Source organism: Brenneria roseae subsp. roseae (assembly GCF_003115845.1).
Taxonomy (GTDB): domain Bacteria; phylum Pseudomonadota; class Gammaproteobacteria; order Enterobacterales; family Enterobacteriaceae; genus Brenneria; species Brenneria roseae.
Genome location: NZ_KZ819038.1, coordinates 81,939 through 95,348, shown reverse-complemented (window position 1 = coordinate 95,348; position 13,410 = coordinate 81,939). Strand labels below are relative to the sequence as shown.

Genomic DNA, 13,410 nt, shown 5'->3' with positions numbered 1-13,410 from the left:
AAAGTCCTGGCCGGCAGGCCAGGACTTTGTCATCAATCTGAAGCATCCTTACGGATGCTTTTTCATTAATCGAAAATAAATTATTATACCGCTAATTATTCGATGCAAAACTATTATAGTCCATGCATCTTGCAGATAACAAAATTTTCAAAGCGCTGCATTCTTGAAACTATAGTATTTTTGATAGTAAGATTAAATAATAGGGATAATGAATGAAAGGAACATGCCATGTTGACGTCAGAATACTTAAAATCCAAGATGGAAGCTGACAGAGTTATCGCCTCACAGCTAGAAAGTATGACTAAGAAATTAAAAGACAACACAATAAGCCTAACAACTAATCTATATAGTGGTATAGAAAGAACAAGCTGGTATTCATCATGCCTTTTCGAAAAATATAACGATGTATGCGAAGAGCTTAAATTTGAAGACCGCCGCATGTTCTTTTCTATAGTAGAAGTATATAAAAGAGAGGACGTTATCCTTGATATGGTAAAGGCTTATGTTGATATATTAATGAAGAATTTTGATGAACATAAACAATTAATGATTGCCAAATCTGTGTTGGGAACAACATCAGAGATAATAATAAATCGAGCAATAAAAGAATCAATAGCCTATCTATTAGCAAAATCCATTACGTCTTCATTTGGTTTTGGTGCTATTGTTCGAAAAAAAATTAACACCTATTCACTTCATGGAATAACTATAACAGCATTTTATGGCAAGGTGCAGAAAGCTGCAATGTCGGCCCGTCATTTACGTGATATCAATCCACCGCTTTACTGGTCTCTTTATTCTATGAAAATTGAAATGTTGTATTTTCTGATCGAGCCTGTCTTACCAGCTTACATGCTAATCGCACAAAATAATGAGATAGAGGTTATCAATTTTATTAATGGAATTATAAAATGATGAATTTCATTAAATACATAATAAAAGACTTTTTTTCTACCTGCATATTTCTGGCCTTGATTGCTGGCTTATGGTTCTTCTATCTCTTTTTTATTCCTGAACATAGCGTTAAGCTGATATTGATTTCCATCGTTGTCATTATTTATATTGATGTAAAGTTCTTTTCAAAAAAGTCAAGAAAAAAATAAAATCATCATGAAATACATAATAAAAAACTTTATAACCACTGAGGTTTTGATAGTTTTAACCATTGCCTTATGGTTTCTATATGCCTCATTCATTCCTGAACATTGGATGAAACTGATGCTTATATCAATAGTTATAATTATGTTTGTAAATATTAAATATGGTTCAAAAAAGTAAGACCGAATATAACATCCGGTCTTCATCAACATTAGTAGGCTACATTCTGCCAAAGCATATAAGCACTGGTTCTTGCAATAACATGCTCCCACTCAATAGAAGCAAACTTGAATGACACGCTTTCTTGTGGCTGAACTTCATTATGTGTTAGTGAGTTAGGATAAAAAAAGCGGATATTGTTAATAATCGCATCTCTCAGCTTCATTCTGAAATAAAGTTCATTCCCGCCTGACTGAGCCGTTCTGTAGAAAGAAAACTCACACTCCAGCTTTTCATTGTCATTAATCGCCTGAGCAAACAATGGAGTGGCTTTGTCTATTGGTTTTCTGATCTCCACAGGAAGAAGAGCAACGTTCTCTGCCCGATTAATGTTATTTACCAGTTCATAAACAAAAATTTCATTTTCATGGGCGGATTGATACTTGTTGCCAATAGAATCCAGTGATGAACATCCTGCTGATATCAGTCCCTGTTTTTTCCCGGTAACGCTAAGATAAATAAGATTGGACATTATGCCTCCATACAAAAAATCCCATTCTACGGCACAGTGTCGCCGTATCTATTACATGAATATAATACCTCATCAGAAGGTTTTTTTAAATACTATGAGGCTCTGTTTTTGTATGAATATGGATTGTCAGCACCGTGCTTTATCGTTTTTATGATGAGTGATTGATAGCAGATAAGCACTACATGTTTAATAAAAAGGTATCCTCTAAAAGATACCTTTTACAGTTCTTAATATTACAATCGGTATCCACTTCTCTTGGCCTTATTCGTTAACTCTTTTTCAACAGGAAGCCTGGCAGATTGCAGAGATCGAGCAAGCCATCAAGGAAGCCGACGCAGGTGATTTTGTTTCAGCCGATGAGATGAACGGCCTGTTCAAAAAGTTAGGCGTGGTAAAGCATGGAAGTTAAATGGTTGCGCAAGGCAGCAGCCAATCTGGAAGCCGAATACCTATACATTGCGCAAGACGATCTACAGGCTGCCAGCCAGTTTGTTAATGAAGTTCAAAGATTAGCGGGATTACTACCGCAACAGCCTGCAATGGGAAGACCTGGCCGCGTTCCGGAAACGCGTGAGCTTGTGTTAACACACTATCCCTACATCATCCCTTACCGTGTGAGAGATAACATTATCCAGATTTTACGCGTTTTTCATCCCCATAGACGTTTACCCTCTACATGGTAATTGATGAAAAAGCGGTGGTATTTGTCGAATAGCATCTGTTCCTCTTTCCCATGGAACGGAGTTATATTGTGTTCTCTAAAAATATAATAATATAGATATCAGCTGATAACGGTTAAACGACGAAAAGGAGTATATGGAGAGATGAGTCTGCTAGAAGCAATCCAGTCAAAGGAATTGGACATATATATATCTTTGTTTTTTACCCTGCTGGGGCTTGGGTTGGGGGTTATTGTCGATTCCATAAGAAATAAAGGCCCATCGGTAAAAAATCAACAAGGAAATTTCTTTAACCTTACCGTAAACAATGTAATAAACCTAACCAGTCCTCCCGCTCATCGACCTCAAGACGAGCAGGAGCTTGTTCTTTTCATTTGCTTTCTTTCTATTATCCTGGGAATTATATATTTATTCCTCAGAAGCGAAGTGCTATATGTGCTTTCATCCATAACGATATTTTCTATTTCTCTATGGGCAGGAGGAACGTTGCACGGCCTATATAAAGGATATCTCCGTGGGAGCGCATGGTTTTTTTCATTGGTTTTTGCTTCAGCCTTTTGTGCGGCTAACTTGTTTCTCGTTAACAAAGCATTCTCACCAGATTATGCGCCACGGTATTTCCAGTATAGTCAGGAAATAATAAACAGATATGGCGTCACCGGGCTCTCCAATTATTTCAATAAACAAGATGCTCTCTGGTTTGTTTTTCATCTGGCGGGGGTATGCTTGTTATTTCTGGCTGAAATCAGAATGACACTTTTTTCAATCTATTTTCTGGCGGCGAGGAAAGCCCTCCGGTCTGAAAGCGCCGGAGAATCCTGGATTGTAAGAAGAACGAATAAGTATGCGAATCCCAATAAAAACATACTCTACGTGACCTTGCTATCAGTGATTGCCTACTACTTTATTTCTGGGAAATTCTTCATGTGGTTTGAGTACAGCTTTCCCGTCCAATTTGGCAACCTCATCGATTTTGTCCTCTACGGTCGAGGATAAATAACTTCACAACATAATGATTATATGAAGGAAACTCAGTCTGAATTGTGCGATCGGAGCAATCGCCGCATATCCGACATCATCAATCGGACTGGGTTCCCTATCTGAAGTTCAGCACCACTAACCGGAACAACCCGCAATGGGTGGATTTAGCCGTGTGCCGGGCACTGCGTAGCTCGCAGTCATAACATTGCCAAACGTAATCTTCCTTCACTGTCAATCAAAAAAACAACATAAATGTTGTATTACATAACTTTCATGCTATTCTGTTATCGATTTCAATAAATCGGAGACGTTATATGTTCACCTACCCGGCATTAGTGAGTTTTAATGAAGATTCAGGACAGTATGAAATTCTCTATAGAGATTTCAAAAACTTAACATCCACCGCATTCACCGAAGAGGATATTGACCTGGAAGCGGCCAGTTGGTTGACGGGGATTATTGGAGAATACATTGATGCAAGGATACCGATTCCCAAGCCATCAGAGTTGCAGCACAACGAAATACGCATTCACCTGCCCGTGCTTGTCAACCTGAAAGCGGCTTTGCATAACGCAATGATTCAGACAGGTACACGAAAAGCAGATCTGGCTCGCAAGCTTAATCAGAAAGGGCCGCAGATAGACCGGCTATTAGACGTGAATCATGCGTCAAAAATTGAAACATTAGAGCAGGCTTTATATTTACTCGGTTATGAAGTTGCTGTTTCTATTACAAAAGTTGATTCTTAATTTATCGGACTCAATGCTTACCGCGGTTATTTCATGGCATTTTCATCCGTAATTTAGTCATTCCGCCATAGCCGCTGAGTCCGGCAAACCCCTAAGGCCATGGCGTATATTATTTTAAATTATGGATTAGCCTAAATTAAGAAAAATATAAAATAACCTCCAGACTGTAACAATCAACTTCCGTCATAACCTGTAAATATGCACTGGAGCATCGATCCTGCTGCTGGTACTCTGTTAACTGTCCATTGCCACCAATCCCCCTTTGCACCGGGGGATTGCACCAGATGATTGGCGCATCGTTCTGCTTTCTATTGAATTCAGCGGGGAAACGTTGGGATATCACCAAGCTCGTTTTATGAGCAAACTTAAAGATACAGACTGGTATAAAAAACGATATTCAAATCGAGTGCTATTCTGGCGAGAAATCGCACCGCTGGCTTTCCCTATTTTCATCGAAGGACTGTGTGTTGTCCTGATGGGGGTGTTCAGCACCTTGCTGGTGAGCTGGCTGGGCAAAGAAGCAATGGCTGCTGTTGGTCTGGCAGACAGTTTCAACATGCTTATTATCGCCTTTTTTACCGCGGTGGCCTTAGGTACCGCCGTCGTCGTCGCCTTCAGTCTGGGGCAGCGAAACAGAAAACAGGCGCGCTCGGCATCACGCCAATCCATCTCTCTGCTCGTTCTCGTATCATTCCTGCTGGTTGTGCTGGTTGAGTTTGCCGGCGAACCGATTATTGACCTGATCGCGGGACAGGCCGACGAATACGTCAAAAGTCTCGCGTTAACCTTCCTGCGCTGGACCGTCTGGGGTTACCCTGCATTAGCTATCACGCTGGTAGGATGCGGGGCCTTACGCGGCGCGGGCAATACCAAACTACCGATGGTCATTAACATCGGTATGAACATCCTCAATATTGCTATCAGTAGCTTGCTGATTTACGGCGTATTCTCCTGGGATGGCATTGGATTTATCGGCGCAGGCATCGGAATTACCATCTCCCGCTATATTGGTGCGTTGTTTGTCATCCTGACGCTGATGCACGGTTTTAAAGGCGCGCTGAGAATACCGTTTAAATCCTATTTCGCACCTTTTACCGTCTCGATTTTGTATGAAGTGCTTAGCATCGGTATCCCCGCCAGTATTGAATCCGTCATGTTCAATGTCGGTAAGCTGATCACTCAGCGTTTTGTCGCAGGCATGGGCACCGAAGTGATCGCCGGTAACTTTATTGCCTTTTCGATCGCAACACTGATAAATCTTCCAGGCAACTCGCTTGGCTCTGCTGCCACCATTATTGTCGGTACGCGATTAGGCAAAGGGCAGATTATGCAAGCTACCCGACAGTTGAACTATATCTTCTGGCTCTCCAATGTCGGCCTTTGCATTCTTGCGATCCTGTCCATCCCCGGTGCGCGCTATATGGCGGCGTTTTATACCAATGAACCCGACGTGATCGAGGTGGTTCAGCATCTCATTTGGCTGAATGCGCTTTTTATGCCGATCTGGGCTGCATCCTGGGTTCTGCCAGCGGGGTTGAAGGGCGCAAAAGACGCCAGCTATACCATGTGGATCGCTATGGCTGGCATGTGGGGATGCCGTATCATCGCCGGTTATATCCTGGGCGTCATGCTCGGATTTGGCGTCATCGGCGTCTGGATGGGGATGTTTCTGGACTGGATTGTTCGCGGCTTTTTTTACTACCGCCGTATGACGAGCGGACGTTGGCTGTGGCGTTACCGCCCCCAGCAACCGCCACAGGCTTAAGCGTAGCTGGCCCGAAGCAGCAGCGCAACGCCGCTATTCATCCACCACCGAAGAATATCCGCCATAAAAAAATCCGCCTCAAGAGACGGATTTTTATTGACACATCTAACAACCAAAACTGAAGGCAAAAACCACTCGTCTTAGATTAGAAGCGGTAACCTACGCCAACAGCCCAGGTACCGACATCAACACTGCGGATACGGCTTTGTTCGTAACCCACGTCCAGAGCAACGTCCTGGAGCGGATTGAACTGTAGGCCAGCACCGTAGGTGAAGCCATAATCGTCATTGCTCTGATGGGAAGAACCGTCAGTTTCGTTGCCGGTATATTTACCATGGCTGAAACCGACAACACCGTAGATGCTTGCCCAGTCATTCAGACGATAGGCTGGACCGGCAGTAAAGCCCATGTATTGACCTTTGGTGTATAAACCGTCGTTAGTATTGCTATCTCCCAAATAGGTGAAAGAACCAATTACACCCAGCGGATCATTATCTTGCTCATAACGATATTTCAGGTTAAAGCCTTTTGCTTTATTAATGACGCCTTGAGCGTCACCCTGAGCATAACCGGCAGTCACAGTGCTCTGGCCAGCCATTGCGGAACCTGCACTAACGGCTAATACACAAGCCAATGCTGAAAGACACGCGATTTTTTTCATATATACAGCCTCGAATTCATCTTATGAAAGAATACCTAACGCCCTAAATATAACAAACAAATGATAGACTTTCTGCCTGATAAATAATCTTCAATTGTACCTTTGATGTAACAAATATTTTCAAACTCGCTCTATCACGCTAATTATATTGATTTTTTAAAGAAGACAACCAAACCGGAAAATAATTCTCCATCAGGGGCTAAAACAGATAATTCTTAATTATTCGCTCAGTTTTCATGCTAATTAATTTGCATAAAAATACACCAGATAAATATATCGTAAATAAAAGTCAATAAAAGTAAGTTTTACCCCGACAAATCCTTTACAATTGACTAGTCTGGCAGTAATGTTTTTTTGTCCACCACCATGATTTACTCCATTATTAAGGCCGAAAGCATGACCTTATCCTCTCAGCGTGTGTCGGCGTTGCTTGCCATACTGCTGATCATCATATCCATGATCTCCATCCAAAGCGGCGCCGCGCTGGCCAAAAGCCTGTTTCCGGTGGTTGGTGCTACGGGAATAACCGCATTGCGTCTGGGTATCGGCACATTGATCCTTTGCGTCATTTTCAAACCCTGGCGGATGCGCTTTAGCAGTAACCGCCTGCCGTTGATCATTTATGGCGTGACGCTGGGGGGCATGAATTTCCTATTTTACCTTTCACTGCGTACCGTTCCTCTCGGCATTGCCGTAGCATTGGAATTTACCGGTCCACTCGCGGTCGCAATGTTATCATCACGCAGGTTGATTGATTTTGTGTGGGTTATTCTGGCAATACTGGGATTGTGGTTTTTATTACCGCTTGGACATAATATCGGCAATGTCGATATTACAGGCGCATTTTGCGCAATTGGGGCGGGCGCATGCTGGGCGTTATATATTCTCTTTGGACAAAAAGCAGGCTCAAATCACGGGCCGGGAACCGTTGCTATCGGGTCATTTATTGCAGCGATGATATTTTGTCCAATCGGGGTCATCTATGCTGAACCTGCATTATTTTCTCTCTCAATATTACCATTGGGTATTGCGGTTGCTATTCTTTCCACCGCGCTCCCCTATTCTCTTGAAATGATAGCCCTAACTCGTCTGCCGGCCAGAACCTTTAGCACACTAATGAGTATGGAGCCGGCGATTGCCGCCGTTTCTGGTATTCTGTTCCTCAATGAGCATTTATCCTTTACCCAGTGGATGGCGCTATTATTTATTATTACCGCCTCCATTGGCGCAACCATGACGATAAAATCAGCTACGCCTGCGGAGGAGGAAAATAATCACGCCGCATAATGTTATGCGTCTTCAGAAAATCGTTGCAGAAAGGCGTTACTTTCCCGGGGAGAACGCAGCTGAATAAAATGGGACAAAAGGATAATGATTATCATTATATAAAAATAAATTATTTCAATTTCGCTTAATGGGAATATCATTTTAGCTTATATCTGATGACCAACGGTTGATCGCTATCAGAAAACATCCGATAATAAAGACCATCACCTATATCTTCTATAACTATTTATTCGATAGGTAATTCTTTTCAATATTTTGTTTGATTGCTGCTATAATTAACCAAGTTGAACAGTTAGATGATGAAAATTAAATAAGAGGATTAGATTTATGCGTACCGCTAAACTGGTAAACCCCGCATCTTCCGAACTTATCTACACTCGTAATGATTTGGATGATGATGTGAAGACCTCTACTATCAAGCTGTTAAACCATCTGGTAGTAGACTTTATTGACCTGTCTCTGATAACCAAGCAGGCGCACTGGAACATGCGTGGCGCAAACTTTATTGCCGTACATGAAATGCTTGATGGTTTCCGTACCGCGATTACCGATCATCAGGACACCATGGCAGAACGTATCGTTCAGCTCGGTGGCGTTGCGCTGGGTACCGTACAGGTGGTCAACGAGCAGACTTCGCTGAAAAGCTATCCAACGAATATCCATGGTGTGCAGGACCATCTGAAAGCGCTGGCGGAACGTTATGCCGTCGTCGCCAATGATGTTCGCAAAGCAATCACCAAAGCAGAGGATGAAGATACTGCGGATATCCTGACAGCCGCATCGCGCGATCTGGACAAATTCCTGTGGTTCATCGAATCCAATATTGAATGATGCCAACATTGAATGATGATTGTCATCGGGGCTGCTTCGGCGGCCCTTTTTATTTGTGCCTGCTCACCAGCGATTTTCCGCTCACCCGGCGTACCGCCTGGATTTTGTTCATGATGTAACCCGTTACGGTCATTACTCGCTATTTTATCCGTTTTAGCGCTCAAAAAATTAGCTTTTACCTGAAATAATGCAAGATAACCGCAATCAACGGTTGTTTCCCCAGTATAAATTAGTTAATCATAGCAACGCTCTGCGCAATGACATTGGATTAAAAAACGTTCATCTTCGGCAGAGCAACGACATAAAAACAACAGGTTAAGTAAAGCACTTGGTGACTAACCTAATGTTTTGATAGGTTTTTTACTACGGTCGTTATTTTTGAACGATGTCTGATCGTGCCTGTAAAACATCGTCCCTATAAAGCACAGGGCTTTCCACAACTGATATAAACAGGAAGGATTTGATGAAATCATTACTTAAAGCCTCTTTGGCTGCACTGACGCTGGCTATGAGTATTTCCAGCTACGCCGCAGAGAAAGAACTGATTGTCGCCACTGACACCGCATTCGTTCCATTCGAGTTCAAACAGGGTGACAAATATGTCGGTTTCGATATCGATCTTTGGGATGCTATCGCCAAACAACTCAATCTGAGCTATACCCTGAAACCGATGGATTTCAGCGGCATTATTCCTGCGCTGCAAACCCGCAATGTGGACCTGGCTCTGGCGGGTATTACCATTACTGACGAGCGTAAAAAAGCCATCGATTTTTCCGACGGTTATTACAACAGTGGCCTGCTGGTCATGGTGAAAGCCGACAATAATGAGATCAAAAGCGAACAGGATCTGGCAGGGAAAGTCGTTGCCGTGAAAAGCGGTACCGGTTCCGTTGATTACGCTAAAGCCAATATAAAAACTAAAGATCTGCGCCAGTTCCCGAACATCGATAATGCCTATATGGAATTAGGTACTAACCGTGCTGATGCCGTTTTGCATGATACGCCGAACATTCTTTACTTCATCAAAACAGCAGGTAACGGCCAGTTCAAAGCCGTTGGCGATTCTATCAAAGCACAGCAGTACGGCATCGCATTCCCGAAAAACAGCGATCTGCGTGAAAAAGTCAATGGCGCACTCAAGACTCTGCAAGAAGACGGCACTTATGCCGAGATCTACAAAAAATGGTTTGGTGTGGAACCTACACTCTAAATAATTCGAGCTGCCGGACAAAACGTTATCGTTTTGAATAATGCAACGCGTTGGCCTTTTACGGGCGAGGCCCATGGAGGCAAAGCCAACGCCCATCAACTCGAAATATAACGAGTATAAGTAATTGCCGAATTAATCTGGAGATATTCCATGCAGTTTGACTGGAGCGCCATTTGGCCTTCTCTGCCCCTCTTATTAGAAGGGGCAAAAATGACATTGCTGATCTCAGTGCTGGGTCTGCTTGGCGGTTTGGTTATCGGTGTGCTCGCGGGCTTTGCCCGCGCTTACGGCGGTTGGTTTTCCAGCCGCATCGCACTGGTCTTTATTGAAATCATCCGCGGTACGCCGATCGTCGTGCAGGTCATGTTCATCTACTTCGCCTTGCCAATGATTTGGACCTCAGTGCGGATCGACCCTTTTGCCGCTGCGGTGGTGACCATCATGATCAACTCGGGCGCCTACATTGCGGAAATTACTCGCGGCTCGGTGTTATCTATCCATAATGGTTTCCGTGAAGCCGGGCTCGCGCTGGGCTTATCTCGCCGCGACACCTTGCGCTACGTCATCGCGCCACTCGCGCTGCGTCGGATGCTGCCGCCGCTGGGTAATCAGTGGATTATCAGTATCAAAGACACCTCATTGTTTATCGTGATTGGCGTGGCGGAACTGACCCGTTCCGGCCAGGAAATCATCGCGGGTAACTTTCGCGCCCTGGAAATATGGAGTGCAGTCGCCGTGATTTATCTGTTCATCACGCTGGTACTCAGCTTCATCCTGCGTCGTCTGGAAAGAAGACTTAAGATTATATGATTGAATTTAAAAACGTATCTAAACACTTTGGTCAGACAAAAGTTTTGCACGATATCGATCTGAAAATTGACCAGGGTGAAGTGGTCGTGATTATCGGGCCTTCAGGCTCCGGTAAATCGACGCTGCTGCGCTGCATCAATAAGCTCGAAGAAATCACCAGTGGAGAACTGATCGTCGATGGGTTGAAAGTCAACGACCCGCGCGTTGATGAGCGCTTAATCCGTCAGGAAGCGGGAATGGTATTCCAACAGTTCTATCTGTTCCCGCATTTGACCGCGCTGGAAAACATCGCCTTCGGCCCGATCCGGGTTCGCGGCGCCAGTAAAAACGAGGCGGAAAAGCTGGCCAAAACACTGCTGGCCAAAGTCGGTTTGTCCGAACGGGCGCACCACTACCCTTCCGAACTCTCCGGCGGGCAGCAGCAGCGTGTCGCGATTGCGCGCGCGTTGGCCGTCAAACCTAAGCTGATGCTGTTTGATGAGCCCACTTCCGCGCTCGATCCGGAACTGCGCCACGAAGTGCTGACGGTAATGAAGGATCTGGCCGAAGAAGGCATGACTATGGTCATCGTAACCCATGAAGTCGGCTTTGCTCACAAAGTCGCTTCCCGTCTTATCTTCATTGATAAGGGCCGTATCGCAGAAGACGGCGATCCGGAAACGCTGATCACCAACCCGCCAAGCGATCGCCTGCGTGAGTTTCTGCAACACGTTTCCTAAGTCAACGCGTTAAAGGGTGCAGCCGCACCCTTCCTTTAACTCATCAATTAGCGCGGATATTCCTTTTCAATAAACTCGGCAAAATCCTGACACATCGCCTCATCGCCTTTTTCATTATCCGCCAGAACACGATCGCCATCGACAATCCGTATCCGCGCGGACAAATCAAAATCCGCCCCGGCCTGCGGGCGTAGCTGCGCCTGCGCCATGGTCGTCTGAGCCTGTTGCCAGGCTTCATCGACGGTCAGATTGCAGGCACGAGCCAGATATGCCGGATTAAACCCTTCACCGGTAAGACTGATCAAGGTTGCGTCATGACTGACGCTGTTTCCCGGCAGCCAGTAATGTTTTGCCAGATCGGGGCCAATTGCGGCGTTATCGGTCAGATAACCATCACGTTGCAGAAAATAGTGCCGGGTCTGCTCTACCGCCATCAGCGCCAGCAAATACCCCTGGTAGGAACAGGCTGACTCCATCGACAACAGATGCGGGATCGCCAGAGTAGGCCGCGGACTGCCGCTGACGCCCAGAATACGTTGCTCAACATCGCGCGCCAGTTGCGTCATCGCCTCCGGCGTCCGCTGCTCATCGGACCATGAATAGAGTTCCCACTCGAAGTAAGGCACCAACAGAATATGCCGTTCATTAAAGGCGCGCATTGGCTGACGGGTACTGATATCCGCACGGATCAGATCATCAGGGATCACCTCACCCTGCGCGTTTTTTGCATAACGTTTCAACCAGTCGGCATCGTGCAACAGACTGTCGCAAAACATGGACTGGGTTTCCGCATAGGCCATGGACGTTGGCGGAAACTCCTGTGAGAAACACGGCGCATTTTGACGGATATTGGCAAAATGCGCGGCATGTCCCCCTTCATGAAACAGCGTATTAATGCCGCTGGCGCCACTGCCCACCTGATCCGGTCTTGCCAGACTGGTGAAATTAATACGTGCCGGGATCCATTTATTCTGCTGGACAAAAGCGGGAACCGGCGCATGCATAAAGCCGTTCTCGTATTTGCCCTTGCGCACCAGCAAATCAAGCTGCATTTCTGCGCCGTTAAAACCAATATGCAGACGTTTAAAACTATTGACCCAACGCGCCAGCGAAGCGGCAAAAGGGAAATAGGGATCAAGCTGGCGGGTGACATCGCCTGCGCTGGCGTAACGAACGTTCCACGGCAGCAATGCATCCGGTCCTTTCGACTCGGCCAACTCCCGCAGACTTCGGACATTCGCTTCGCGGGTTTGCGCTTCAAAAGGATCGAGAATGGCGAAAAGCTGTTCCGGCGACATACGCTCGGTTTTATTGACCTTATAGTCAAAATAGTTGCGGTAACCCATCTGACGGGCAAAACGGTTACGCAGGCTAATCAACTCGGGAAAACCGTTATGCAATAACCACTGTTCCAGATTGCGCAGCGCCTGCTGAGAACTCTGTCGATAGGCTTCCGTATCATTCGTCGCCTGGTTGGTCAGCAATTCACCTAATGACGCCGGGACCCATTCACCTTTTGCATTCAGATGCGTCATCTCATACGCTTTGCGCTTTTCGTACAGGGCGCTTTCCGCGGCGATAATGTCATCCATCAACGCCTGCGCCTGAGGATCTTCGATAACATTGCAGTCAAAAAACCGATACCACCCTTGCAGACCGTGCAACAACGCCTGCCGATTGTCACTTACCGGACTCGCTTCCAGCGCTGAGATGTGATTGCGCAACTCAACCAAACGTTGCGGTTGAGAAATAAAACGCTTGTAAGCGCTTTCCGCGACAGAAAACCGAGCGGACGCGTCATCACTCCCCATGCCCATATACAGTTGCCAGAACAGGTCTTCTTTCGCCTGATGAACGGCAAGATAATCGCGATTCAGCGCATTAAAATAATCCACACTCTGTTGCATGATATTTCTTCTCCAGGAGGA

At 45.4% G+C, this 13,410-nt stretch carries 13 protein-coding genes and 1 pseudogene; 11 read left to right on the top strand and 3 right to left on the bottom strand.

The features are described from left to right. The first annotated feature begins 228 nt into the window (after positions 1-228). Positions 229-915 (top strand): hypothetical protein, encoded by a 687-nt coding sequence (locus DDT52_RS18880; RefSeq protein WP_136157729.1) that lies wholly within the window; start codon positions 229-231, stop codon positions 913-915. A gap of 394 nt (positions 916-1,309) precedes the next feature. Here DDT52_RS18880 and DDT52_RS18870 read toward each other — a convergent pair whose 3' ends face one another. Further along, positions 1,310-1,789 carry an Hcp family type VI secretion system effector gene (locus tag DDT52_RS18870; protein WP_136157728.1) on the bottom strand — a complete coding sequence of 160 codons (480 nt, stop codon included), beginning with the start codon at positions 1,787-1,789 and terminating at the stop codon, positions 1,310-1,312. Between the two features lie 283 nt (positions 1,790-2,072). Between DDT52_RS18870 and DDT52_RS21305 the strand changes: the two are divergent. The 5 genes and pseudogenes from DDT52_RS21305 to DDT52_RS18845 form a co-directional block, all read left to right on the top strand. Beyond that, positions 2,073-2,198: pseudogene (locus DDT52_RS21305) on the top strand (CopG family transcriptional regulator); the annotation flags it as partial. Continuing rightward, complete coding sequence (locus tag DDT52_RS18860) at positions 2,188-2,472, top strand: type II toxin-antitoxin system RelE/ParE family toxin (RefSeq protein ID WP_136157727.1); 285 nt, start codon at positions 2,188-2,190, stop codon at positions 2,470-2,472. The pseudogene DDT52_RS21305 and the gene DDT52_RS18860, both read left to right, overlap by 11 nt. Positions 2,473-2,613: 141 nt before the next feature. Further along, entirely contained in the window at positions 2,614-3,465 is an 852-nt protein-coding gene (locus DDT52_RS18855) for a hypothetical protein (protein ID WP_136157726.1), read from the top strand. A 299-nt stretch (positions 3,466-3,764) separates the two neighbouring features. Then, complete coding sequence (locus tag DDT52_RS18850) at positions 3,765-4,199, top strand: type II toxin-antitoxin system HicB family antitoxin (RefSeq protein ID WP_136157725.1); 435 nt, start codon at positions 3,765-3,767, stop codon at positions 4,197-4,199. Between the two features lie 355 nt (positions 4,200-4,554). Further along, positions 4,555-5,964, top strand: coding sequence for an EmmdR/YeeO family multidrug/toxin efflux MATE transporter (locus DDT52_RS18845; RefSeq protein ID WP_136157724.1), 1,410 nt, complete (start codon positions 4,555-4,557; stop codon positions 5,962-5,964). 145 nt (positions 5,965-6,109) lie between these two features. On the opposite strand, the gene ompX is transcribed toward DDT52_RS18845, so the two are convergent. Next, on the bottom strand, positions 6,110-6,625 hold the full coding sequence (gene ompX, locus DDT52_RS18840) for an outer membrane protein OmpX (protein ID WP_136157723.1): 516 nt from the start codon (positions 6,623-6,625) through the stop codon (positions 6,110-6,112). Positions 6,626-7,021: 396 nt separating this feature from the next. Between ompX and rhtA the strand changes: the two genes are divergently transcribed. The 5 genes from rhtA to glnQ all read left to right on the top strand — a co-directional run bounded on the left by rhtA (position 7,022) and on the right by glnQ (position 11,482). Next, entirely contained in the window at positions 7,022-7,912 is an 891-nt protein-coding gene (gene rhtA / locus DDT52_RS18835; RefSeq protein WP_136157722.1) for a threonine/homoserine exporter RhtA, read from the top strand. A gap of 327 nt (positions 7,913-8,239) precedes the next feature. Then, the gene (dps, locus tag DDT52_RS18830) at positions 8,240-8,743 is read left to right on the top strand and encodes a DNA starvation/stationary phase protection protein Dps (protein WP_136157721.1); all 504 of its coding nucleotides are present in this window, start codon (positions 8,240-8,242) and stop codon (positions 8,741-8,743) included. Positions 8,744-9,206: 463 nt separating this feature from the next. Next, a complete protein-coding gene (gene glnH / locus DDT52_RS18825; protein WP_136157720.1) occupies positions 9,207-9,953 on the top strand; it encodes a glutamine ABC transporter substrate-binding protein GlnH in 747 nt (248 codons plus the stop codon). Positions 9,954-10,103: 150 nt separating this feature from the next. Next, positions 10,104-10,763, top strand: coding sequence for a glutamine ABC transporter permease GlnP (gene glnP / locus DDT52_RS18820; RefSeq protein WP_136157719.1), 660 nt, complete (start codon positions 10,104-10,106; stop codon positions 10,761-10,763). After that, a complete protein-coding gene (gene glnQ, locus DDT52_RS18815) occupies positions 10,760-11,482 on the top strand; it encodes a glutamine ABC transporter ATP-binding protein GlnQ (protein ID WP_136157718.1) in 723 nt (240 codons plus the stop codon). Before glnP ends, glnQ begins: the two co-directional genes overlap by 4 nt. Before the next feature lie 47 nt (positions 11,483-11,529). On the opposite strand, the gene DDT52_RS18810 is transcribed toward glnQ, so the two are convergent. Beyond that, the gene (locus DDT52_RS18810; protein ID WP_136157717.1) at positions 11,530-13,389 is read right to left on the bottom strand and encodes a M3 family metallopeptidase; all 1,860 of its coding nucleotides are present in this window, start codon (positions 13,387-13,389) and stop codon (positions 11,530-11,532) included. Positions 13,390-13,410: the final 21 nt, after the last annotated feature.